Here is a 25,767-nt window from a genome sequence, read left to right as displayed (position 1 = left end):
TCCTGTCATAAAACTTTTTCCTTCATTATAAATCATCCCATAAAAATGCAACGCCACCTTTTTACTATCCACTGTCCACTAACCACTCCTCTCACGACTCCACTTTTTCAGCAAACCCTATTTGGTTAGAAGCGTTGCAGAAAGCGTCTTTACGCTAACATATAGTGTAAGCCATAATTTAATACTCAAAACTTGAATTTGCCTTGATTGAACAAGAAACTTTCCGACTCCTCGAATGGCAACGATTATGCCAACATCTCTCCACTTTTGCCGCCACTAAATTAGGGGTGATTGCCTCGCAAAATTTGGGCATCCCTAACAGGATGGAGGAAACCCTCATATTATTACAGCAAACGAAGGAAGTATATCGCATTGAAAGCGGTTACAATCCCAATTGGACATTTTCAGGGATTCATGACATCAGCGCCCCTCTCGAAAGGGCAAAATTAGGGGGTTTGTTAAACGGAGAAGAATTGTTAAATCTTGCTACCACCATGGCAGGAATGCGCAAATTAAGAAGGGTAATTGACGATTTAGAAGACTCCCCAGCGCTCTCCACCCTAGTAGAAAATATTAGGACTTTCCCCGAATTAGAACAGGAAATCCATTATTGCATCGATGATCGAGGGGAAATTACTGAAAGAGCTAGTCCAGACTTAGCACAAATTCGCCAAAAAGTCAAGGGTTTACGGCAAAATATTCAACAAACTTTACAAAATATGATTCAAAGGCACGGCAATGCCCTCCAAGAACCAGTAATTCAGCAACGGGGGGAGCGCTTTGTATTACCATTGAAAGCGGATCATAGTGGACAAATTAGCGGTATTGTTCATGATACCTCCTCCACAGGTTCGACTTTATACATTGAGCCAAAAAGTATTATTGATTTGGGCAACCGTTTACAAACCAGTAAAGGGCAAGAAAAACGAGAGGAGGAAAAGATTTTACGGGCGCTGACGGAAAAAGTTGCTTTGGTATGGGAAGAATTAGAGCAATTATTGGCAATGGCTACGGCGTTGGATTTAGCAACGGCAAAAGCTCGTTATAGTCTTTGGTTAGAAGGAAATGCACCTAATTTTGTGGACTTTGAGCGAGAAAGCATCACTCTGAGACGGTTAAAACATCCTCTTTTAGTATGGCAGGAAAAAAATGAACAGGGAGGGCAAGTAATTCCTATCGATGTCTTAGTTAAGCCTGAAACTAGGGTAGTGGCCATAACTGGACCGAATACGGGGGGAAAAACAGTCACGTTAAAAACCCTCGGCATTGTGGCGTTAATGGCAAAAGTGGGTTTATTTATCCCTGCCAAAGAACCTGTAGAAATTGCTTGGTTTGACAAGGTTTTAGCCGATATTGGGGATGAGCAGTCCTTAGAACAGAGTTTATCGACTTTTTCGGGTCATATTCGCCGAATTATCCGCATTCTCGATGAATTAGACACAGAAAGGGCATCATCTTTAGTGTTATTGGACGAAGTGGGCGCTGGTACTGATCCTAGTGAGGGTAGCGCCCTTGCCATTGCCATTCTAAAGTATTTAGCGGATCATAATCTCTTGACTATTGCCACTACCCACTATGGGGAGTTAAAAAGTCTCAAATACAATGACGGGCGCTTTGAAAATGCTTCGGTGGAATTTGATGACGTGAGTTTACAGCCTACCTATCGTTTATTATGGGGCATCCCCGGACGCTCTAATGCTTTGATTATTGCGCAAAGGTTGGGCTTATTGTCTGCCATTATTGAGGAATCTCAAGAGTTAGTGGGCGGTTATTCCCAAGACGTGAATCAATTAATCAGCGAGTTGGAAAACCAACGGAGGGCGCAGGAAGAAAAACATCAACAGGCGGAGGATTTATTGAAGAAAACTGAGCGTTTTTATCAGGAAGTGGAGGCAAAGGCTACTTCTTTACAAGAGAGAGAAAGGGATTTAAAATCACAACAAGAACAAGCGGTGCAAAAGTTGCTTTTGGATGCTAAGAGTCAAATTGCACAGGTAGTTAAGGAGTTACAGAAAAAGGGTAATCCTTCTGCCCAACAAGCGCACGAAGCACGGGAAAATATCCTCAAAATTGAGGAGCGTTTTTTAACTCCCGTCAAAAAGGCTAAACGGGTTTATAAGCCAAAGGTAGGGGAAAGGGTGCGCATTCTCAGTATTGGGCAAACTGCTGAGGTTTTGGCTGTGGCGGAGGGCGCTGAACAGTTAACCGCGCGCTTTGGTATTATGAAAATGGTGATTCCTTTTACTGATGTGGAATCTTTAGACGGTAAGCGTTTTGAGAAGGAAGAAAAAGCGGAAGTAAAACCGAAAAAGAATCTTTATCAGGAGAAGAAACCGCAATCGGTAGCAAAGGTGCGCACCAGTCGTAATACCGTGGATATTCGTGGGCAACAGGTGCATCTTGCTTTACCTACTTTGGAAAAAGCTATTTCTAGTGCTACTGATTTTGGTCTGCTTTGGATTGTACATGGAAAGGGGACGGGCGCTTTGCGTTCTGGGGTTCATGATTTCTTACAATCTCATCCGCAAGTTAGTAAATACGAGCTCGCACCGAAAGAGGAGGGGGGCGCTGGGGTGACGGTGGCTTATTTGGGTTAAGGGAAAATCCTCATCAATAAAAGACTCTAGCAAATTTGTTAATTGATTATAAATTACCATTTTCTTTGCCACAGAAGGGATTTGTTGGGTTTCGTGCCTACCTACATTTAAGGGTGGAGGGCGCATGGTTATAGCCGTAATGAAAAGGGTGGAGGGCGCTGGGTTGTTGAGTGGTAAGGGTAAGGATAAAAAGTAATTTGATTGTATTTTAATCAGGTTATGGGCTGAGATTTGTTGTTGTGGGTTGAATCGTATTCAACCCCTAGGTAAAATATAATTTTTATAGTGTTGATTTTGGATAAAAATATATAACTTCAATAAATTATTTGACATTCCAATACTTTTGTGTGGAGTAATTCTATTCAAATCATAATCAATTAGGAGATCAATATCACTATTTTCTTTTTCTTCCCCTCTCGCTACAGAGCCGAAAATTCTGACATGATAAGCACCATGTTTCTCGGCAATTTTAATAATTTCTTCTCTACATTCAGACAATAAAACATCTCTTAATTTTTTCATGGCTCGTTTTCATCACTTTTCTTTGTTCAATGTTTTTATATTTTAGTATAACTTTATATTAATTTGAGTCTATATTATCCTTGCAAAATTTCTTGATCTAATTAATCTTTGATACTTTATAATAGCTAATTATTGGATTGAATAAATGGGTATTTAATTAATGAAAAGTTTAGCTAATTTCCCCCCCTACAAATATAGGGGGTTCGGGGTTTTACTGCTCAGAGGACTGGCACAGTCAGTAATGATAGTGTCTTTTGGTTAAATTCTTTTAGCGGTACTGATCTTAGTCCTTTAGGTAGTACAGACGTTAGCGCAGGTGTTCAGGCATTTATTAATAGCCTCACCTATACCAGCGCCCTCCGTCACTACTCCTGAACCCAGTTTCAAGTAATCGAGGCAGGAAAAAAAGGCGAATAGGACATAACCTCTTAATCAGATTAAGTAAAGACAAAAAAGATGTCTTGCGGTTTTTGAGAGAAGCAAAAGTCCCATTTACCAACAACCAAGCCGAAAGAGATATAACAATGATGAAATATAAGCAAAAAATATCAGGAAGTTTTCGGACGATGAATGCTGAAAATGTTGTTTTTGTTTAAATTTTTACCAACATAGGTAGTTACAAGATTTTTGATTTATTCAGCAAACCCTAATTAACCTTTCCCTTTTTGAACAATTATCCATTGTTCATTTAATGTTAATATTTGGCGATGAAAATATTTTTAAGAGTAAAATGAGTCAAATTAGAGTAGGATTATTGTTTGGAGGGCGCTCGGGAGAGCATGAAGTGTCCATAAAATCGGCAAAAGCCATCATGTGCGCCCTCCACACTGGCAAGAATCAGCAAAAATATCAAGTTATCCCTTTTTATATTAATCCCAACGGTTATTGGCAAGACCCCGAAACCTCTCAACAAATCCTCACTTCTGGAAAAAGTAATGTCGACACATCCCATCAATGCAAATGGTATTTTCCGCCACAATGTGAAGAAATCCAAGTTTGGTTTCCCATTCTTCATGGTCCTAACGGCGAAGATGGTACAATTCAAGGACTATTAACCCTCATGGATACTCCTTTTGTTGGTAGTCCTGTACTAGGTTCAGCTTTAGGTATGGATAAAATTGCCATGAAAAATGCTTTTGCCTATGCTGGTTTACCCCAAGTTAATTACCTTGCCGTGACGAGGGCAGAAATTTTCTCTAATGCCTGTATTTTTCCCAAAAAATGTGATGAAATTGATAGTACCCTTGGTTATCCCTGTTTCGTTAAACCTGCCAATCTCGGCTCATCCGTTGGTATTGCCAAAGTAAATAATCGTCAAGAATTAGAAACTGCCCTAGAAGAAGCGGCACAATATGATCGAAGAATTATTGTGGAAGCAGGGGTAAAAGCGAGAGAGGTGGAGTGCGCTGTATTAGGCACAACCAACCCCAAAGCCTCAGTAATCGGAGAAATTACCTATGATGCTGAATTTTACGACTATGAAACCAAATATACTGACGGCAAAGCTCAATTAATTATCCCAGCGCCCCTCACCCCAACCATAGAGACTAAAATCAAAGAAATGGCAATACAAGCCTTTCAAGCCTTAGACTGTCAAGGATTATCACGGGTGGACTTTTTCTATATCGAATCAAGCGGAGAAATTTTCATCAACGAAATTAATACCTTACCCGGTTTTACCGCGCTGAGTATGTATCCCCAACTATGGGAAGCCTCTGGGATTACTTTCCCCGAATTAGTCGATGAACTTATCACCCTAGCCATAGAGTATTAACAATGGATAATTGATAATATCTTAGTTCAATTCATTGAACGATTTGCCCGTTGGTTCCGTGTAATTCATTACACGGTGGGAAACGGATACAAACCCAACATTCATTACACGGTGGGGTAATGCAATTCACCCACAATTCATTACACGGTGGGAAACGGATACAAACCCACTTATTACATCTTACTTAAAAAAGCGCCCAGCGCCCTCCCCTTCACCGCCTCATCAACCAACGGAAATGTACTTAAAATATGCCTAAATTCCCTTTCATTCAACCCGTAGAGGTGCGCTACCATCCCATCAATTTCCGCCCTTAAATTCTCTCTCTCTGCATTTTCTCCCTCTGCATTTTCCCCCCCCTTTAACAAGGGGGGCTGGGGGGGATCAGATGTATTTATATCCCCAGACGAAGGGCGCTGGGTAGCATTTTTGTTGGGGATTGATCGCGCAGCGCCACTTTGTGATCCCCCTAAATCCCCCTTAAAAAGGGGGACTTTTTTCACTGAAGATAAACCAATCTCCCGCGCCAAATCATCATATTCTGCGGTGGTACAAATTAACTTACCAGCGCACTCCACTATCTCATCAAAATATTTATCCCCTTCTCTTAATCTTGGCACTGGTAATTGATAAATATAGAAAAAATTAATAGTAGTTGTGACACTTTGTCTTAATATCCAATCTAAAACAAAACTATTAAAAATTCCACATAAAAAAACTTGGCTTTTATTATCTATAATCCTATTGCCTGAAGAGTCAAAAATTTTTGCATTAGGTAATTTATTTCCATGAAAAGATCGAGTATCTATAGTAGCAATTAAAGTCCTTTGATCTGTATTTCTAGCAATATCTCGAAAACCTAAACGATAACATTGATAATCCAAAAGTTGACCAGAATCAGCGCCCTTCTTCCCAAGTAATTTTTGTCTTGCTTCCGATTCTTCTAGCCAATATTTAGGAGGTGCAAAATTATGAGTAAATTGGTGAATCATTTTACCCTCGTATAAAGGCAGTCTGGAGGGCGCTGGTTCAGTATAGAATAAATTACTATCACTGGTCATATTAAATTCTTGTTTTAACTTTAAATTCCAACAGTCTTTTATTTCCTCACCCAAAAGCGGAAAACGCGCCATTTTTTTAGCAATTTCTATATCCAAATCACCCTTAAACTCCATAATAGACAGAGAATCAGGAGATAAACGGCGCACCAAACCCACATCAATAATAACCGCCTCATCATCAAAAAAACTCGTTAATTCTGCCACATCATGACGCATAAACCTAGCCGGAAAACATTGATTAACTACCCCTTCTTGACTTTCTCCCCTCTCCTGCGGGAGAGGGGTTGGGGGTGAGGGCAAATTCTCCTGCGGGAGAGGGGTTGGGGGTGAGGGCAATTTTTTCTCAAAACTAAGAATCACAAACTTAAAACTTTTATGCACACCTTCAAAAATAGCCTTGCGATTTTCAAAACAAAATAAACCAGTAATAGTAGTGAGAGAAAACAGCATTTCTCGCAGTTGCTTAGTGCCTAAATCAGTATAAATGCCACTAGGAATAACAATGCCACATTGACCATTTTTAGCCAGTAAATTAACACATTGTTCTAAAAATAAAGCATATAAATTAATTTTTCTGGAGGCATTTCTACCATTAACTAAAGAAATTTGATTTTTGTATTGTTCTGAATTTTTAAAATAAGCACTAACATGGGGATAATTACTACAATAATTTAACCAAGCCTTTTGCATTTCATCATCTTTCATAAACTGGTTAAATTGTGTTTTCCATGCTTTTATATCTAACTTTTTTTTCTGTATTAAATTATCAAATTGCTGGAAAAATTCTTTTTCATCGGTTTGAAACACTTCCCAAGGTGGATTACCGAGAATAATATCAAAACCGCCCTTAGTGATGATTTTATCAAAATGATAACCCCAATGAAAAGGCATTAAAGCCTCAATGTCTTTAATAGTTAAATTACGCTTAATGGGTTTACCTTTTAGCTGTACTTCCTCATATTTTATACCCAATTTTAGGGTAAATTCATCAAGTAATAATTGATTAAGTTTAACAGTAGATTCCTTATTGACTTTTTCGATATGATCTCGTAACATTTGTAAACGGGAATCTTGATCAGTGCCTTCTATTTCTGCCGAATTAAAAGCGTGTTCTTTATATTTTTTGATACTCTTATTTTTTTCAGCCAGAATTTTTTGATATTGAGAAGAAGCGAGAAGATTTAAAAGGTTTCCTTGATTATTTACCCTCACCCCTAACCCCTCTCCCGCAGGAGAGGGGGATTTACTGTCAAAAGCGCCCTCATCCACCCGAATTAAACCAATGAGAGAATTGCCACTCATGATGTTAAAATCAACATTAGGTAAAGGCTCTAAATCATCAACAGTTTCGGCACTGGCAACTAAACTTAAAAACAGTCTAAGTTTAGCGATTTCCGTGGCTTCCGCCATAATATCAACGCCGTATAAATTATCAGTAATAATGCGTTTTTTGATGTAATATTCAAGGGAAGGATGAGATTGTTTGATATTACTTAATCTAGTTTTATTTGCTTCATTGCCGTATTGTGAAATATAGCTAAAAATTTGCTGATAAATAGTGATGAGATATTGTAAACTAGCCACTAAAAAAGCGCCACTACCACAAGCTGGATCAAGAATGGATAAATTAGGTAAAATATCATCTAATAACCTATTACAAATATCATCATTTTCTGTATTTTCTCCCCCCTTCAATAAGGGGGGCAGGGGGGGATCATTTTGGTTTTTTGATCGCGCAGTGCCACTTCGTGATCCCCCTAAATCCCCCTTAAAAAGGGGGACTTTTTCCTTTTCTAAACTCCCCTCTTCTATGGGAGAGGGGTTGGGGGTGAGGGCAATTTCTCCCACAGGAGAGGGGGAAAAATTAAGTTTTTCTCGAATAAATTTATCGATAGTTTGCGCACATAAATAATTAGTAATTTCGGGCTTAGTGTAGTAAGCGCCAAAGGCTTTTTGATTGATATATTTTTCAAAGATATAACCCAAAACATCGGGATTGATTTCATTTTCGTTTCCCGTTGGGGTGTCGTCTAAATGCCATGTATAACTAGAGAATAATTGAAAAATTTGCTCAAATGCTGAATCTTTAATAGAGATACTATTTTGATATTTTGATTCGATATGATGGGGTAAAAATAAACCACCATTGAGATATTTTATTTTACCAATTAATTGCTTAACTGTTTCACTGCGTTGATATTCTCTTTTAGCGAAACCTTGAAAGAATAAACTAGCTAAAAATTCTTGATAGTAGAGATTTTCACCTCGATTTTTACTTATTTTTAATTTATCTTGTAAATAGTCTTTGTTGCCGTTATCGAGAAAGCCTTTTTTTTGCAAAAAATAAACAAACATTAAACGATTGAGAATAACGGAAGCGTACCAATTTTTATCTTTTATGTCGTCAATGCCATTAATAAATTCAACAAATTGTAAATGTTGTTGTTGAAACTCGGTAAAGAATTTTTTAGTAACTTTTTCGATGTCAAAGGCTTTTTTTGTTCTCTCTTTTACTTCTAATAAGTTGAGATTTTTTTCTTCTGCTAAACTAAAGGTAATATTTTCTAAACTATCCAATAATACTCTTTTATTTCTCGCTGAATATTCTACTAACCTTGGTGAAGGGCGCTGGTTGCCTTCTTTTTTCATCCATTGCCAGATTTGTTTTTTTTCTTGATGAGAAGTATAAATTAGTAGATGTTCTAATTTATATTTACTAAATTCTTGATCTACTTTTTGGAGTATTTTTGTTGAGGGAATACATTGATTATTTAAAGCGCATTGATAAACTACAAACTTACGTTTTTCAGCAATAGGAATAAGTTTAAATAATGTTTCTTCAATAATAATATTTATATCCGTTTCATCTTCGGGATAATCCCATCTTAATTCTTCGATAAATAACGATTCAAAATCTAAATTATCTAAATATTGAGTAACTATTTTGCGATTAATTTTCATGTTATTATTGACGGTGGAGGCTAAGTTTTCAGTATGGGGTGGAGGGCGCTATCTACCAGACAAGGGGTTTAAACCCCTTGTTACTTGATAAATAATATCTTAGTTCAATTCATTGAACGATCGGGCCGTTAGCCGTGTAATTCATTATACGTTGGGGTAATGCTATTAACCCATAAACAATAAGACTAACGCCATAATATCGCCGTGCAATAAATTTCACGGCTACCGTGATGCCGTTTAATAAATTAAACTCTTGATTTACTGAAACTATGATATATTAGTGTACATGATCCAGTACATTAATCAAAAGTAATTGTAATTATGTTTAGTTATGAGATAACCTCACCGACAGAAGCGAGAAATGGATTCTTTCAAATATTAGAAAAAGTAATCGAAACTCATCAAGTCTTTATTATTAATCGTCGTCAAGGGGAAAACGTGGCATTAATCGCCGAGTCAGATTTAAGAAGTTTAGTAGAAATGGTTTATTTATTTAGAAATGAAGCAAATTCTAGTCATTTATTTTCAGCATTACAAGAATCAATAAATGGAGAAATTAAACCTCAATCTTTAGAAGAGTTAAAAGAGGAGTTAGAGATTGAGTAAAAAGAAGAAAGAAAAAGAGGAAGTAGTACCAAATTTTTTACCCATACCCGGATTTAGTAGTCAGTTTAAAAGTGATTTAAAATGGTGGTTTAAAAGCGATCAAAAAAAAGCAGAAAAAATATTAGATTTAGTTACAGAAGTAATGAAAAATCCCTTTCAAGGCATAGGTAAGCCTGAACCATTAAAATATATGGAAGATAATATATGGTCAAGAAGAATTGATATAGAACATCGCTTAGTGTATCGTATTACTAGCACTCAAATTGACTTTCTTACTTGTCGCTTTCATTATGAAAAATAAGATTATCAACGGCATATTTTGCCCTAAAATAAACCTAAAGAACAAATAATTTGACTATCTTTAACCTCATTATCCTCATGGCTAATAGTCAGCGCCGAATCATCCCATAAAGATACCACCATATCTGCTAATTGTTCATCTCTAATACTGCTTTTCAGTTGTCGATTAATCTTCAAAACCGCTTTTTCCTGTAGAGGATACTTATAAATATCTTCCAGCGCCCGAATCAATTTATCCCATTCCATACCTTGAGCTAAAATAGGACTACTTTCCTTGATATATTTAGTATAAGCATCAAGACGAGTATAGCTACGGTGACGGGCGCTGTGACGACTACCTAACGCACCTTGAGCCATCATAGTCTTTTGTTGCTCTATAATAATCTTAGCGCCCCCCGCCACGAGCTGAAAATGATCTTGATGACGTTCAATAGCTGGAGTTGCCAACTCACATTGTGCTAACCTGAGAATACGACTTTGCGACTGGGTGACACTATTGCCATTTTTATCCACATAAGCCAAAGCATCAACCCCATCACCAGTGCGCATATATACCAAAACCCCTTGAGGATTGATACTATCTCCCTCATGATGACGAGTAGAATAAACCACATTAGGTAACTGTTCAATTTTAGTGGTAATCTCAGGGCATAATTGCTTCGCAGTCTCCCAAATACTCAACGCCGAGGAAACCAAATCCACCTCATTATCTTCTACCTCATCATAAATTCCCGATTTTTCATTATATAAATTTAAGATGATATGACTATCACTATCTTCAAAGAATACCTCATCAGTGCCAACAACCTCGGCATTTTCTCGCAAACGATTAACCAATCTACCGCGCAAATTAATTAAATCTTCCACTCCATCAGCAGGAAGAAAAGAATAACAGAGGATTTCTTCCGCTTTTTGCCCAATTCTATCAACCCTTCCCGCGCGCTGAATCAAGCGAATAATCGCCCAAGGCAAATCGTAATTAACAATTATACGACAATCTTGCAGATTTTGCCCTTCACTCAAAACATCCGTAGCGATTAAAATTCTTAACTCCTCCTCCGCCGAAATTGGTTTATTATTGCTCTTAGGGCTGAAATTTTGGGCTAAAGTAGTAGGGTTAGCCGATTTTCCCGTGACACCAGCGCCCTTCGCCATACCTAAATCGGTCAATTTTTCTGTTAAATAAGTGACAGTATCAGCAAATTGAGAAAATATTAAAACTTTCTCATCAGGATGCTTTTTCGTCAATAACTCCCATAAAGCTAATAGTTTTTGGTCATTTTCCGTATTCCAAGTAGGGCATTTACTGAGAATTTTAATTAAATTATAAGCATCTTCTTGTAACTCTTGAGCTAAATCATCATTAAATAAATTTGGTCTAATCCACTTGAATCTTTTTTGGTATTTAGTTTGATATAAATCATAAACTTTTTGGGCTTTTTCTTGATAAATACTTTCCCTGTTTTCGAGATACTCAAATAATTCTATATCTTCATCATCATCAGAGATAGTTTCAATATCTAAATCATTACTTAAAATAGAGTCAGTATCTTGATCATTTACCACTGTGGAAAATAAATCATTATTCTGCGCCCCAATGGGTATATCTTGCCCTGATTCTATGGCATAAAGATAAATATAATTACGCAAAATATGACGCTCAATAGACTGAATAAAAGCATAGCCACTACTTTCTAATCTTTTGAATAAATTAGTACGACAAAAACCAATCAAATTGCGCCCAGCACTTTTTAAACCACCGAGCAATTTTTTCTCAGTATCAGTCAATAATTTTTCTTTAATTGTAGTTAATTGATAGCTACCTAAAGCATAGCGAGGTAAATTAAGATTGCCAATTAAATCAACTATTTCTGTGGAATATAGTTGAGTATAAGGATCATTTTTATCAACTTTAAATTTAACGGTTTTGGGGAGGCGCGCTGGAAAATAAGAACGGCTACCATTGCCTAATTCTAAGTATTTACGACTGACTGGATTCTGATTTGTAGAAGAAGAAATATCTTCAGAAATATCAGACTTAGCATAATTATCTCTAATAAAAGAGCGAGTGCGCCGAATCATATAACGACTCATTAACTCTTGCCAATCTTCGGGAAATTCACTCTTTTCAAAAGCGCTTAAAGTGCGAGGACTGATATTAGGATATTTGATGATAAAATTAACATTACTGATTAATTTATTAGGTTGAATACCTAAATCTTGATGATCTTCAATAAATAACCTTAATTGTGCTGATATATCAAGATAACTTTTATTATAAGGAGTAGCAGTTAACAAAATACAACGACTACCACTTTGTTGAATATAATCTTTAATAACAGCGTATCTTTTCCCATCACGATTACGCAAATTATGACTTTCATCAATGATAAGTAAACGAAATATACCGGGAATCTTATTTAACTGTTTTTCTACCATACTAATGGGTAATATTTTTGCTCTCAAACCGTAATTATCTTGATAACTTTGCCACATACTAACCAGATTTTTCGGGCAAATAATTAAAGTGCTAACCCCCAAATCTTCTTCTAAAAGACGCGCCACCGCAGTAGCAATCATCGTCTTACCCAAACCCACCACATCACCAATAATTACCCCACCTCGGCGATTAACATGACGCGCCGCAATTTTCACCGCCTCTTCCTGAAACTTAAATAACTGAAAACCCGACGGAATTTGATACTGACTTAAACCATCTCTCGCTTCTTGGGAAAGATGATAAGCCATTTTCAGGTAAATATAATAAGGTGGAATTAACTTTTCTGTTGCCCAACTTTCATCAATAATTTGAGCTAATTCTGCACTAATATCCATGCAAAAATTATCTTCCCAGCGCCCTTCAAACCAATCTTGTAACTTTTGTGTAGCATCATGATCTAAAACATCAATATTTAATTCCCCTTGACTTTTAAGACCAGAAAAAGTTAAATTACTACTACCTAAATAACCAATAATCGGTAAGTTTGGATCGCGCTGGTGAATTAAATAAAGTTTAGCATGGAGAGGATAACGTAAATGTAATTTAACAACCACTTTTTGATTAATTAGTTGTTTTTTTAACTGCTGTAATCCTTGGTAATCAGCATTAGTAGGAATACCAGCCATTAATTGTTGCCGAAATTCCCCAGCAATTAAAGTTTTAAAATCTTCGCTTCTGCCTTGGGAAAACTTATCTTTAGAACGAGTAATAATTTGTAACTCTTGATATAGACGATTAGAAGGCAGTTTTTGCATGCCAATCAAAACACGACATTGATTATTTTCTTCCCCTGAAAACTGCTCAATTTGATCAGCAATTAACCGCCAACCTCTGAGGTTAAAATAACCGATACAAAAATCACTTTTATAAGCAGAAAAAAAAGAATTTTGCAACCCTTCTAATAAAGATTGATCAAGATTATCAAATACTCTCGGCATTTTCTAAACCTCCTAATGTCTTAGTTTACCCACAGCAATTTCACTTCAACAGACATCGACTAATTTATTTTTTATTTGCTTGTAGTAAAGGCTTCAGCCCTTAAAATAGCTATGATTGGAGATGTCTAATATAAAACTGTCTCATTTTTATCTAAAAAGACTATAGCGTGACTACTCATATCTCACCATAAAATTTATTTCATTACCAATAGCTTAACTCTACTAAAGTGAGTTTTTTTATACAAAAACTAATACTTTAGACCAGTTTTACCTAATTACTTACAAATTAGTAATATCAACATCTTAGTTCAATTTATTGAACGATCAAACCGTTAGCCGTGTAATTCATTACACGGTGGGTAAATTAGGAAGATATAATCCTTCATAACAGATTACTTGAACATAATATTACAAAACAGGGGTAATCTTCGCTAAACCCAAATAACTAACCCCTTGAGGAGTAACCTCAAAACGACAAGGCAGAATCATTACCCCTTTTTCCCTCGCTTCAGCAAATAAATTTCCGTATTTCAGATCATATTTACTACCCACAGCGAAATATTCACAATCATTACGATTAATAAAATAAAGCATCACAGGGATAACATTTTCTGCGGTTAAAGCAATTAACTCTTGTAAATGTTTTTGCCCTCTGGTAGTCTCAGTATCAGGAAATAAAACGATATTAGGTTCATCACTTAAAGTAGTATTTTTGACCTCTAAATAAATTGGCGGTTGATTATTGTCACCAGTCAAAACAAAATCAATGCGACTTTTGCCATCATGACCAAATTTTACTTCACTTTTAACCTTGTCATACTTTCCTGCTAAATTTTCAATCAGTTGATTTTCTAACAGAGTTTTAACAATGCGATTGGGTAAACTGGTATTAATCCCCACCCAAGTAGAATTTTCACCCACCGCAATCATTTCCCAACTGTAAGGCAACTTGCGCTTAGGATTATCGCTGACAGATACCTGCACCTTACTACCAATATCACATACTCCAATCATAGGACCAGTATTGGCGCAATGGGCAGTAATGATTTCACCGTTATCTAACTCTATATCAGCTAAAAATCGTTTGTAACGTTTGAGAAGTTTTCCTTCTCGTAAAGTAGGGTATTGATAAATCATCAAAATAAGTAGGGAATGCTGAAAAAGTGGTGTCTTTAGGGTAAATTAACAGTTATGAAGTTTTACTTTAATTTTTTGGGCTTAAACTTTCAACTAAACTAAGAGATAAGCCAGTTATCTCAACAATTTCATTAATGGTTAATCCTTTTTTTAGTAAATTAAGCGCAATCTCTAATTTGCCCTCTAATTTGCCTTTTAATTCACCTCTCAACTCACCAGCGTGATAAATTTCTTGATAAATAGGTGATTCTTGCATAATATCGCTCCTTAAAATACCTTTAATAATGTTTTCTGAAATAACTAAGTTAGCTAAAATAGCGCACGCCGCCGTTAGATTACTTTTAACATTTCTATCGGTAATCTCCTCAATAGCTTGAGCCACTTTACTTAATACTATAAAATTTCTTGACACAATACCATAAATAGAGATAAAATAAGACTAACAACACCTACCACGCCTCTAAGATTATGCGCACCCGGTAGGTTTTAAGTATTTGGGACAGTCTGAATAAGTTGAGTAAAGCTGGAAAAGAGTTTGTTAAACCCCCTCTGACTATTGAAGAACAGATACAATTATTAACCGGTCGGGGACTAATTATTAATAATATCATCTCGGTCAAACATCATTTAAGATTTATTGGTTATTATCGTTTATCCGCTTATTTTTTGCCTTTTTGTGTCAACAACACACAAGAGAAAAGTCACAATTTTCAAGAAAATGTTACTTTTGAAGATATTTTAAATATATATATATTTGACCGCAAGTTACGTTTGCTAGTTTTAGATGCAATTGAAAGAATAGAAATAGCGGTTAGGGCAGTTGTGTCAGATACATCTTCCTTAAAATATGGGAAGAATTGGTATGAAGATAAGCATTTATTCGATAATAAATTTAATCATCAAAAATTTATTGAAAAAATAAAAGAAGATATTGACTATCATAATATAAAAAATAACTCTCAAAATTCTCTAAAAAAATCAGAAGTTTTTATCAATCACTATTATCAAAAATATACTAGCCCAGACTTGCCTCCTAGTTGGATGGTATTTCAATTATTACCTTTTGGTAGTGTTTCTCGTGTTTATAAACATTTAAATGATTTAGATTTAAAAAAGGAAATAGCAAGAATAATTAATATTCCGTATCCCATTCTTGATTCATGGTTACATAGTTTATCTTATCTCAGAAATATCTCGGCTCATCATGGTAGATTGTGGAATCGTACTTTTACTATCAAGCCTAAAATTATTAATAAATGTAAAAAAGATGTCCCTTACAATGATAAATTTTTTGCAATAGTTTTTATGATTAATTACTGCTTAAATGAAATTACTATGAATAGTTATTGGTTAACTAACTTGGAAAAATTAATAAAAGAATATCCTGATATTAGTATTGAAAAAATGGGTTTTCCTAAAAATTGGCGAAGTTTATCAATATGGAAATAATTAGATTGTTAACATTTTCTTCCACTAAAATTTATGTTCAAATTACAAGCGCCCTTCAACCCCACAGGAGATCAACCCCGTGCCATAAAATCTATTATGGAAGCCATGGAAAATGGTGATCGTTTTCATACTTTATTAGGTGCGACAGGCACGGGAAAAACCTATACTGTCGCCAATATTATCAGTCAGTGTCACAAACCAACCCTAGTTTTAGCGCACAATAAAACCCTAGCGGCGCAATTGTGTGAGGAATTACGCCAATTTTTCCCTCATAATGCGGTGGAATATTTCGTCAGTTATTACGATTATTACCAGCCCGAGGCATATATTCCCGTTACCGATACCTACATCGAAAAAACCGCCTCGGTTAATGATGAAATCGATATGTTGCGCCACAGCGCCACTCGCTCCTTATTCGAGCGCCAAGATGTTATCGTGGTAGCGTCTATCAGTTGTATTTATGGTTTGGGTATCCCCTCAGAATATCTCAAAGCATCCCTCAAATTGGCAATTAATCAGGAATATGATCCCCGTCAATTATTGCGCGATTTAGTCACCATTCAATATACTCGCAATGATATTGAACTATCACGGGGTAGTTTTCGACTGCAAGGGGATGTTTTAGAAATCGTCCCAGCCTACGAAGACCGCATTATTAGGCTCGAATTTTTCGGAGATGAAATCGAAGCAATTTCCCTTTTAGACCCTGTTGATGGCTCAATAATCGAGCAATTAGAGCGAATTAACATCTACCCTGCTAAACACTTCGTTACCCCTCAAGAGCAGTTGGGGAGGGCGCTGGAAGAAATTAACATGGAGTTAGATTTACGGGTGACAGAGTTAGAAAAAGAGGGGAAATTAGTAGAAGCACAACGCATCAAACAAAAAACCCGTTATGACTTAGAAATGTTAACAGAGGTGGGATACTGTAATGGCGTGGAGAATTATTCGCGCCATTTAACAGGTAGAAAATCAGGGCAACCGCCGGAATGTTTAATCGATTATTTTCCAGATGATTGGTTATTAATAGTAGATGAATCCCATGTTACAGTACCACAAATTAGGGGAATGTATAACGGTGATCAAGCCCGTAAAGGAGTGTTAATTGAGCATGGTTTTCGCTTACCTAGCGCCCGTGACAATCGACCTTTAAAAGCTGATGAATTTTGGCAAAAAGTTAATCAATGTTTATTTGTTTCTGCCACTCCTAGCCCATGGGAAATTGAAAAATCGGAAGGCAAAATTTCGGAGCAAATAATTCGCCCTACAGGTATTTTAGACCCAGAAATCTTTTTACGCCCTACCCAACATCAAATCGATGACTTATTGGGAGAAATCAAAGAAAGAGTAAAACAAAAAGAAAGGGTATTAATTACTACTTTAACTAAAAAGATGTCAGAAGATTTAACCACTTATTTACAAGAAAGGGGAATAAAAGTACAGTATTTACACTCAGAAATTAAGTCCATAGAAAGAATAGAGATTTTGCAAAGTTTGCGTAGTGGTGAATTTGATGTATTAATCGGAGTTAACCTATTACGAGAGGGTTTAGACTTACCTGAAGTTTCTTTGGTAGTGATTATGGATGCTGATAAAGAAGGGTTTTTGCGTTCTGAAAAATCATTAATTCAAACCATCGGGCGCGCGGCACGTCATGTGCGAGGACAAGCCATTTTATATGCTGATAATTTCACTCAAAGTATGGAAAAAGCGTTAAATGAAACTAATCGCCGTCGAGAAATTCAGATGGAATATAACATTAAAAATAATATTATTCCCACATCAATTAATAAAAATTATAGTAGTTCCATTTTAGAGTTTTTGGATATATCAAGGCGCTTAAACTCTCAACAATTAGAGCAAGTTTATGAACATATTGAAGAAATTAGTCTTGATAAAATTCCTGAGTTAATTAAACAATTTGAAGAGGAGATGAAAACCTGTGCTAAAAATTTAGAGTTTGAAAAAGCAGGAGAATTGAGAGATAAAATCAAACACTTACGAAGTAAGTTAATTAATAATTGACAATGGATAATGAATAATTATTTCTCCATCTGCCATCCATTACTTATTAATTCTTACTTCTCTCCTCCCCTTTCTCCCTTCTTCCCTTTCTCCCTTTCTCCCTTTCTCCCTTTCTCCTTGTCAAAATAGGTTAACTTAAAAAATAAAACAACAATGAAAAGCAAAGGGGTAGGGGCGCTGGGTGAAGATGTTACTGATTTTTGGTTAAAATGTCAGGGGTATAGAATATTACATCGTGGTTGGCGCAGTCGTTGGGGAGAAATCGATATTATTGCTTATCATGATAATTTTTTGATTTTCATTGAAGTTAAAACCAGAAAAAAATATAATTGGGATCATGGTGGGCTTTTAGCTGTTAATGATAGTAAACAAAATAAATTAAGATTAACTGCGGAAATTTTTTTAAGCGTTAATCCTCAATATCAAGATGTATCTTGTCGTTTTGATATTGTTTGTCTTCGTTATTATTTAAGTTCAGAAAATCCAGATCAAGAACAATTTAAGTTGTTAAATGATTCCTGTATTATCTATGACAAATATAAATTTGAAGTTGCTTTCTATTTGAAAAATGCTTTTTAAGATAGTATCTTCATAATTTACTTACCGTGTAATAAATTGCACGGCTAATCCTAAGATGTTAATATTGTCAGCCTATTAAGTTATTAAACCAACCTAATATTAAGTAAAATTTATCATACTGAAAGTGAAAGAAGCAAAATGATTGATGTCAAAACAGCCACGGAAATAATTAATCAAAATTGGCTTAACTTCGGTGAAACTTTCACCAGTTGTGATGAATTAACTTCTGTCACATTAGCTCAAAATGTCAGCGCGGATCGAGACTATCCCCCAGCGCCCCTCGCCCGTATGGATGGTATTGCGGTATCATGGCAACAGTATCAGCAGGGAAAAAGGGAATTTATCATTTCAGGTATTATCGGGGCTGGACAACCTCCTCAAAATTATCCCTTAGATACCGCTATCGAAGTCATGACGGGTGCTGTTTTACCATTGGGCTTTGATTTGGTCATTCCTTACGAAGACCTCGAAATTAGGCAAAAAAGTGCGATTATAGCGAAAGAGGAAGGGCGCTTTTGCGGTCAATTTATCCATGAAAAAGGTAGTGATTGCCTAGCAGAAACAAATATATTACAACCAGCAATGAAATTACACGGCGCGCGCTGGGGCATAATTGCTTCTATGGGTAAAAATGTAGTCAAATCCATGGCAATCCCTCGTATTAACCTAATTTCTACAGGTAACGAATTGGTGGAAATCACTGATATACCGCAACCCTATCAACTTAGAAAGTCCAATATTTACGCTCTTAAAGCCTCTCTACTGCAACGAGGTTTTAACCATATTACTCTAACTCATCTCCAAGATGATCCCGACGAAATTCGTCAACATTATGATCAAGCTACCGCTAACCATGATATTTTAATCTACTCTGGGGGAGTATCCAAAGGAAAATTTGATTATTTACCCTCTATCTGGGAGGAGAAGGGCGCTGTTAAACACTTTCATAGAGTAGCACAAAAACCGGGCAAACCCCTTTGGTTGGGTGTTGACTATGAGCGAAAAACCATGATTTTTGGCTTACCCGGCAATCCCGTTTCTAGTTTAGTGTGCCTACATCGTTATATTCTCCAAAATCCCCCACAATATGCCAAACTAACTCAAGACGTCATTTTTGAACCGAATTTAACATATTTTCAACCCGTAAAAATCAGTTATAGTGAAGATGCTACCACCAGCGCCCTTCCCCTTGCCATCAAAAACTCAGGAGAATTTATTGCCTTAGCACAAAGTGATGGATTTATCGAACTTCCAGCCACAAAATCCCACTTTTATAAAGGGGAATCTTTCCCACTTTATCTATGGTAATTGATAATGGATAATTGATAATGGACAATTGATAATTAAGTATTAAAACTTCATAATTCATAATTCATAATTCATAATTTTTCATTCATAATTTTTCTCTTTCCTAGTCTCAATCAGCAATTTGTCATACTTAAATAATGATATTTAAAGAATTAATTTTAGAAAATTTTGGACCATATCGAGGAAGAAATATCATAAATCTAGCGCCCGTCACCGCAGAAAATAACGCTCCAATTATTTTAATAGGCGGTATGAATGGAGGCGGAAAAACAACCCTTTTAGATAGTCTTAAATTAGCACTTTATGGACGTAGGGCGGAGTGCGCTCAAAAAAATAATTCCAGTTATAATGACTTCTTATTAAAATCCATTAATCGCCATGCCAAACTAGGTGAAAATACCAAAATTGAATTAACCTTTGAACATTTAATTAATGACCAATGGATTGAACTAAAAATCGTGCGCTATTGGCAACATAACGTCAAAGATGGTAAGGATAATTTAGGTATTATTGAAGGAGAATTTCCCGACCTAAATTTAATCGATCATTGGGATGATTATATCGAAGAAGTATTACCTTTAGGTATATCTAACTTATTTCTTTTTGATGGTGAACAAGTCAAAGAATTAGCTGAAAAAGACACCCCCTCACCATTAGTCATTAGTGCCATGAAATCATTACTAGGACTAGAATTAGCCGATCAATTATCTATTGATTTGGATGTATTAATTAGTCGCAAACAAAAAGCATCTTTACAAGAAAAAGAACAAAAAAAATTAACACAACTAGAACAAGAATTACAAGCATTAGAAAATAATAGAAAGTTACTAATTAAAGACTTAGACAATGCAGAAAAACAATTAAAACAAGCTCAAAAAATATATAATAAAACCTCCATTAGTTTTCGAGAAGAAGGGAACAAAATTGCTTCCAAAAAATCTCAACTCCAACAAAAAAGGGAAGAAACTAATAAACAAATTGAAGAAGTTTATTGTCAACTAAGACAATTAGCATCTCAATCTTTACCCCTTAATCTCATCCTTAGCGCCCTCCACCAATTAAAACAACAATTAGCAGAAGAAGAAGAAAACAAAAAATTAATTAGCGCCCATGAATTACTAAATATTAAAGATCAAGAATTATTAATTTTTTTAAAAGACTTGAACCTATCAGAAGAAAAATATTCAAAAATAAAACTTTATATCGACCATAAGCAAAAAGAAAATCAAGAAAAAATTAACATAGCTAATAACTATTTAGAAGGAAAGGAAAAAGACTTTCTATATATACAAAGTCTTTTAACCTATAACTTACCAAATCAACAAAAAAAAGCCCAAGAATTAATCGAAAAAAAGCAAGAATTAAACCAAGAATTAGATAACCTCGACTTAATCATTGCCAAAACTCAATCCCCAAAAACATATCAAGAATTAGAATTAGCCTATAATCAAGCTCATCAAGAAGTAATGAATAGTAAATCTCAGCTAGAAATTTTGAAAAAAGAGCGAGAAAACTTAGACCGAAATATCACGACAAAAAAGAAAGAAGTAGAAAGCTACAGCAACAGAAAAATTAACGATTTAGATACGCAACACCTCACCGAAATGATGCCAAAAGTAAAAGAAACCTTAGTATTATTCAAAGAAAAAATAACCCAGAAAAAATTAAATAGACTAGAATTAGAAGTAACCAATTCCTTTCGTTATCTACTGCACAAATCAAACTTTGTACAGAGAATTGCCATTGATGAAAAAGACTTTTCCTTGAGTATTTACGGCACAGAAGGAAATCAAATTAGTAAAAATAGACTATCAGCCGGAGAAAAACAACTCCTCGCCATTTCCCTGCTGTGGGGATTAGCCAAAGTGACAACGCGCCCTTTACCCGTCGCCATTGATACCCCCCTCGCCCGACTAGACTCCAGCCATCGCCATAATCTCTTGGAAAGATACTTTCCCAGCGCCTCTCACCAAGTCATATTACTATCCACTGATACCGAAATTGGTGAAATGGAAGTGCAACAACTGCGACAACAAGAAGTTATTAACCGAGAATATTTACTGGATTATGACAGTAAAACCAATGAAACCACCATTAAAAACGGGTACTTTTTTTGATTACAGCAGTTTTCATTTCCTTAAACCATACTTTAGATTGCTACAAAGATTTCCTTTGCGTCTTCGCGCCTTTGCGAGAAACAAAAAATATTGATATGAATGAGCAACTTATGAAACATAACTATTTGGCTAAAGTCTTTAATTTATATAAAGTTCGGATAATCCGTTATAAATAGATGGTATCTTCGCAATTTCCCCACCGTGTAATGAATTACACGGAACCAACAGTTTTTCGTTCAATAAATTGAACTAAGATTATGTTGAATTGATTTATAAGTGATCGCGCAGCGGCAGCCTTCGGCTGATCAAACGGACTTGATATTATAAATATTTCCGACTTTTCCCCTTCCCCTCTTCCCTCTTCCCTACCTTCACTAAAATACTTTTTCAGCACACCCTAAGTAATTTAATCCAATAATTGACGGCGTTTTTGCTCAAATTCATACTCCGATACCAAACCTTCTTGACGTAGGCTTTCTAATTGGCGAATAGCCTCCGCTATTTCTACGGTGCTTTTAGCTTGTAAAGATTGCTGATTGATTTGTGTAATGGTTGTAGTGGTTGCTGAATTATTCTGAAAACCCCACTGGCTGGAAAATTGGGCAATATACAACACCGCATCCACCGCACAAGCAATGCGTGTAATGGGGCTATGCCATCCTAAGAATAGATAAATTGCGCCCCAAATCGGTTGCCCCACATAAAATTTATGTAATCCGCCGAAGGGCGCTATAGCCCCTACAAATGCTAGTAAAATCGCAATTATTTTCTTTTTTCCGTGACCTTCAAATGAGTCTAAAGAGAATTGTTCCACCACAGTATAATACGGAAAACCGTATTTTTAAAGTAATGTCTCTAATTCTATAATTAAATTTAGATAAAAATACAAAAAAATTTTTCTATATAATAAAATTATTTAAGCTGAGGAAAAAAAATGGGATTTTTTGATTCGGAAGTAGTACAACAAGAAGCAAAACAACTATTTGAGGATTATCAGTCTTTAAGTCGTCTCGGTAGTGAGTTTGGGAAATTTGACCGAGAAGGGAAAAAAATATTTATTGACAAGATGGAAAATATGATGGAACGTTATCATATTTTTATGAAGCGATTTGAATTGTCTGATGATTTTATGGCAAAAATGACGGTAGAGCAATTAAAAACTCAGTTAGGTCAATTTGGCACAACTCCAGAACAAATGTTTCAACAAATGCACTTTACCCTCGAAAGAATGAAAAAAGAAATCTAATTGATTGGTGGGTAATTGGTTTTTTAATAATTCATTGTCCATTCTTAAATTAGGGGTGCATCATACCACCATCATTTCTTAGCTCAAAACAGTGGGTCAACTTTTCCTGAATAGTTATTACCCAGAAACTTTACCAGAAGATTTTTTCAGGAAACCCTAATTAAATTAAGCAATAATAAATTGATTTCTGCCTTGATGTTTAGCTGAGTATAAAGCATTATCAGCCTTTAAAATCAACTTTTCTGGGGTTTCATCACTGCTAGGCACCTGACAAACTACCCCCATGCTGATGGTAACATAGCCAAAGGAAGAGCTTTCATGGGGAATATTCAAAGACCTAACCTTGTCACAAAGGCGCTTGGCAACTTGAGAGGCTTCCTCCGAGCAAGTGTGAGATAAAATTACTACAAACTCTTCTCCTCCATACCTTGCCACCAAATCTCCCTCTCGTCTGATTTCCTCTAATATTTTCTTGCATCAACTTTGCTAAACTGAGAGCCTGTGGGGAATCGATATGGGGTAATATTACGGCAAATTCTTCTCCACCATATCTCGCTACTAATTCCCGGGCGCGCTTCATCGCATTACTCATCGCTTGTGCCACTTGATATAAACATTCATCGCCATGAAAAGGAAATATAGCCAAATAATCCCATAGCGCCCGTCATCGGTAAAATAAATAATAAAATAATCCTAAAGCGCAGAGAAAAAAACGGTTTCATTGATTTTAAAATGCTTTTCCGACTTTTAGTATGATAAATTAACAGTAAATAGGCAAACAGTTTACCAAGTAAAAAATGTTAACTTTGCCCTATTCTGATGATATTATTCCCATAACCGATATAGCATTGCTCTAAAAACAGATAAATTCTAAGAATTAGCTTAGAAAGAAGGAAAGATTGCTATATAATTTTCACAACCTCCATCCCATAGATACAATGACTCACCGTAGTAATATAACCCTTTACAATACTTTAACTCGACAATTAGAAGACTTTATCACCCTGACACCTCAAGAAGTCAAAATGTATTGCTGTGGTATTACTGTGTATGATTATTGTCACTTAGGTCATGGGAGAACTTGTATTATATGGGATGTAGTAAGGCGTTACTTACAATGGCGCGGTTATTCTGTAACTTATATTCAGAATTTTACGGATATTGATGATAAGATTCTCAATCGTGCTAAACGGGAAAATACCACCATGGAAGCAGTATCAGAGCGTTTTATTCAAGCCTATTTTGAGGATATGCAACAGCTAAATGTACAACCAGCTGACGCTTATCCCCGTGCTACCCATGCCCTTGACGGTATCAAAAACTTGATCTGGGAATTGGAACAAAAAGGTTATGCTTATGCTACGGCAGGGGATGTTTACTATGAAGTAGCCAAGTTTGCATCTTATGGTAAGTTATCAGGGCGTAAATTAGATGAATTACAAGCCGGTGCTAGTGGTAGGGTAAATCAATCGGAAGCAGTGAAAAAAAATCCCTTTGATTTTGCCCTGTGGAAGTCAGCTAAGCCTGATGAGCCTAGTTTTGAGTCAAAATGGGGTGAAGGGCGCCCGGGTTGGCATATTGAATGCTCTGCCATGGTCAGAGATATGTTGGGGGAAACCATTGATATTCACGCGGGAGGCAATGATTTAGTTTTTCCTCACCACGAAAATGAAATCGCCCAATCGGAAGCGGTTACGGGTAAACCTCTTGCTAATTATTGGTTACATAATGGCATGGTGAAGGTGGCAGGGGAAAAAATGTCAAAATCTCTCGGTAATTTTATTACTATTCGGGAATTATTGGCAAAATATGACCCCATGGCAGTGCGTTTGTTTATTCTTCAGGCTAATTATCGTAAACCCATTGATTTTACTGAGGATGCCATGGCTTCTGCCACTAATGGTTGGCATACTCTACTGGAAGGGTTAACTTTTGCTGACAAGTACGGTAAAGCCTTAAATTGGACACAAAAAGACGAGCATAGTATTATTAAATCAGTTCAAGGGGCTTTTTGTCAAGAGGTGGATCAAGATTTTAATTTTGCTTCAGGATTGGCAATTTTATTTGACCTTGCTAAAGAGTTACGCCGTGAAGGTAATATCCTCACCCATGAGGGACAAACTACTCTTTCTTCTCAAGAGTTAGGGGATAAATGGCATACTTTAGTTACCCTCGCTGGAGTGTTGGGATTAGAGGGGAGGGCGCTGGATCAATCTTCTTCTACCGATGACATCACAGATAATGAGATTGAAACCTTAGTACAACAAAGGTTAGAGGCTCGAAAGGCAAAAAATTATGCAGAAGGGGATAGGATTCGAGATTTGTTAAAAGAGCAAGGGATTACTTTGATTGATGCACCGGGTGGCGTGACAAAATGGCATCGTTAGTGTTGAGGTGAAGGGCGCTTTTTTAAAAGGGGGAAAATGGTTAATTATGAGTTATAAGTCCTACACCCCACCGTGTAATGAATTACACGGAACCAACGGGATTACGTTCAATAAATTGAACTAAGATTATTTTTGATTAAACCAACTTGATATAAGTTTTGCTTTATCTTGAAATGTGAGTGAAAGACCCCCGTTGAATTTCTCAACAAAAAAAATACCCACTGAAATCAACGGGGGATGTAAACGAACCAACAAAAAAATCG

The 25,767-nt window shown here is 36.1% G+C and carries 19 protein-coding genes and 1 pseudogene; 12 read left to right on the top strand and 8 right to left on the bottom strand.

Annotated elements, in window-relative coordinates; genetic code table 11:
* Positions 1–203: 203 nt before the first annotated feature.
* Positions 204–2,597, top strand: coding sequence for an endonuclease MutS2 (locus tag IGQ45_12910; GenBank protein ID MBF2058079.1), 2,394 nt, complete (start codon positions 204–206; stop codon positions 2,595–2,597).
* Positions 2,598–2,852: 255 nt separating this feature from the next.
* Here the strand turns inward: IGQ45_12910 and IGQ45_12905 are convergent, their stop codons facing one another.
* The gene (locus tag IGQ45_12905; protein MBF2058078.1) at positions 2,853–3,119 is read right to left on the bottom strand and encodes a nucleotidyltransferase domain-containing protein; all 267 of its coding nucleotides are present in this window, start codon (positions 3,117–3,119) and stop codon (positions 2,853–2,855) included.
* 389 nt (positions 3,120–3,508) lie between these two features.
* Here IGQ45_12905 and IGQ45_12900 point away from each other — a divergent pair.
* Together IGQ45_12900 and IGQ45_12895 are read left to right on the top strand one after the other, a co-directional pair.
* A pseudogene (locus IGQ45_12900) lies at positions 3,509–3,685 on the top strand (transposase).
* A gap of 164 nt (positions 3,686–3,849) precedes the next feature.
* On the top strand, positions 3,850–4,893 hold the full coding sequence (locus IGQ45_12895) for a D-alanine--D-alanine ligase (GenBank protein MBF2058077.1): 1,044 nt from the start codon (positions 3,850–3,852) through the stop codon (positions 4,891–4,893).
* 173 nt (positions 4,894–5,066) lie between these two features.
* Here the strand turns inward: IGQ45_12895 and IGQ45_12890 are convergent, their stop codons facing one another.
* On the bottom strand, positions 5,067–8,912 hold the full coding sequence (locus IGQ45_12890; protein ID MBF2058076.1) for an ATP-binding protein: 3,846 nt from the start codon (positions 8,910–8,912) through the stop codon (positions 5,067–5,069).
* 321 nt (positions 8,913–9,233) lie between these two features.
* On the opposite strand from IGQ45_12890, the gene IGQ45_12885 reads away from it, so the two are divergent.
* A complete protein-coding gene (locus IGQ45_12885) occupies positions 9,234–9,518 on the top strand; it encodes a type II toxin-antitoxin system Phd/YefM family antitoxin (GenBank protein ID MBF2058075.1) in 285 nt (94 codons plus the stop codon).
* Positions 9,511–9,819 (top strand): Txe/YoeB family addiction module toxin, encoded by a 309-nt coding sequence (locus tag IGQ45_12880; GenBank protein ID MBF2058074.1) that lies wholly within the window; start codon positions 9,511–9,513, stop codon positions 9,817–9,819. Before IGQ45_12885 ends, IGQ45_12880 begins: the two co-directional genes overlap by 8 nt.
* Before the next feature lie 23 nt (positions 9,820–9,842).
* Here IGQ45_12880 and IGQ45_12875 read toward each other — a convergent pair whose 3' ends face one another.
* From IGQ45_12875 to IGQ45_12865, 3 genes are all read right to left on the bottom strand, one after another.
* The gene (locus tag IGQ45_12875) at positions 9,843–13,256 is read right to left on the bottom strand and encodes an NgoFVII family restriction endonuclease (protein MBF2058073.1); all 3,414 of its coding nucleotides are present in this window, start codon (positions 13,254–13,256) and stop codon (positions 9,843–9,845) included.
* A 408-nt stretch (positions 13,257–13,664) separates the two neighbouring features.
* The gene (sfsA, locus tag IGQ45_12870; protein ID MBF2058072.1) at positions 13,665–14,393 is read right to left on the bottom strand and encodes a DNA/RNA nuclease SfsA; all 729 of its coding nucleotides are present in this window, start codon (positions 14,391–14,393) and stop codon (positions 13,665–13,667) included.
* Between the two features lie 67 nt (positions 14,394–14,460).
* Entirely contained in the window at positions 14,461–14,805 is a 345-nt protein-coding gene (locus IGQ45_12865; protein ID MBF2058071.1) for an Rpn family recombination-promoting nuclease/putative transposase, read from the bottom strand.
* Between the two features lie 101 nt (positions 14,806–14,906).
* On the opposite strand from IGQ45_12865, the gene IGQ45_12860 reads away from it, so the two are divergent.
* The 5 genes from IGQ45_12860 to dndD all read left to right on the top strand — a co-directional run bounded on the left by IGQ45_12860 (position 14,907) and on the right by dndD (position 21,871).
* Complete coding sequence (locus IGQ45_12860) at positions 14,907–15,842, top strand: Abi family protein (GenBank protein MBF2058070.1); 936 nt, start codon at positions 14,907–14,909, stop codon at positions 15,840–15,842.
* 33 nt (positions 15,843–15,875) lie between these two features.
* Positions 15,876–17,867, top strand: coding sequence for an excinuclease ABC subunit UvrB (gene uvrB, locus IGQ45_12855; protein ID MBF2058069.1), 1,992 nt, complete (start codon positions 15,876–15,878; stop codon positions 17,865–17,867).
* A 153-nt stretch (positions 17,868–18,020) separates the two neighbouring features.
* The gene (locus IGQ45_12850) at positions 18,021–18,446 is read left to right on the top strand and encodes a YraN family protein (GenBank protein ID MBF2058068.1); all 426 of its coding nucleotides are present in this window, start codon (positions 18,021–18,023) and stop codon (positions 18,444–18,446) included.
* 138 nt (positions 18,447–18,584) lie between these two features.
* Positions 18,585–19,754: a molybdopterin molybdotransferase MoeA gene (locus tag IGQ45_12845; protein ID MBF2058067.1), complete on the top strand. Its 1,170-nt coding sequence runs from the start codon at positions 18,585–18,587 to the stop codon at positions 19,752–19,754.
* 134 nt (positions 19,755–19,888) lie between these two features.
* Positions 19,889–21,871 carry a DNA sulfur modification protein DndD gene (dndD, locus tag IGQ45_12840; GenBank protein ID MBF2058066.1) on the top strand — a complete coding sequence of 661 codons (1,983 nt, stop codon included), beginning with the start codon at positions 19,889–19,891 and terminating at the stop codon, positions 21,869–21,871.
* A gap of 406 nt (positions 21,872–22,277) precedes the next feature.
* Here dndD and IGQ45_12835 read toward each other — a convergent pair whose 3' ends face one another.
* Positions 22,278–22,685, bottom strand: a complete 408-nt coding sequence (locus IGQ45_12835) for an NINE protein (GenBank protein ID MBF2058065.1) — start codon at positions 22,683–22,685, stop codon at positions 22,278–22,280.
* A 120-nt stretch (positions 22,686–22,805) separates the two neighbouring features.
* On the opposite strand from IGQ45_12835, the gene IGQ45_12830 reads away from it, so the two are divergent.
* Positions 22,806–23,117, top strand: coding sequence for a DUF1825 family protein (locus tag IGQ45_12830; protein ID MBF2058064.1), 312 nt, complete (start codon positions 22,806–22,808; stop codon positions 23,115–23,117).
* A 165-nt stretch (positions 23,118–23,282) separates the two neighbouring features.
* Here IGQ45_12830 and IGQ45_12825 read toward each other — a convergent pair whose 3' ends face one another.
* Both IGQ45_12825 and IGQ45_12820 read right to left on the bottom strand, forming a co-directional pair.
* Positions 23,283–23,552, bottom strand: a complete 270-nt coding sequence (locus tag IGQ45_12825) for a GGDEF domain-containing protein (GenBank protein MBF2058063.1) — start codon at positions 23,550–23,552, stop codon at positions 23,283–23,285.
* Positions 23,464–23,709, bottom strand: a complete 246-nt coding sequence (locus IGQ45_12820; GenBank protein MBF2058062.1) for a diguanylate cyclase — start codon at positions 23,707–23,709, stop codon at positions 23,464–23,466. The genes IGQ45_12825 and IGQ45_12820 overlap by 89 nt, the downstream gene beginning before the upstream one ends.
* A gap of 346 nt (positions 23,710–24,055) precedes the next feature.
* On the opposite strand from IGQ45_12820, the gene cysS reads away from it, so the two are divergent.
* A complete protein-coding gene (gene cysS / locus IGQ45_12815) occupies positions 24,056–25,504 on the top strand; it encodes a cysteine--tRNA ligase (protein ID MBF2058061.1) in 1,449 nt (482 codons plus the stop codon).
* Positions 25,505–25,767: the final 263 nt, after the last annotated feature.

It is taken from the genome of Cyanobacterium sp. T60_A2020_053 (assembly GCA_015272165.1).
Classification (GTDB): Bacteria; Cyanobacteriota; Cyanobacteriia; order Cyanobacteriales; family Cyanobacteriaceae; genus Cyanobacterium.
The sequence above is the reverse complement of the archived record's forward strand: the minus strand, read 5'-3'. Positions and strand labels throughout refer to the sequence as shown.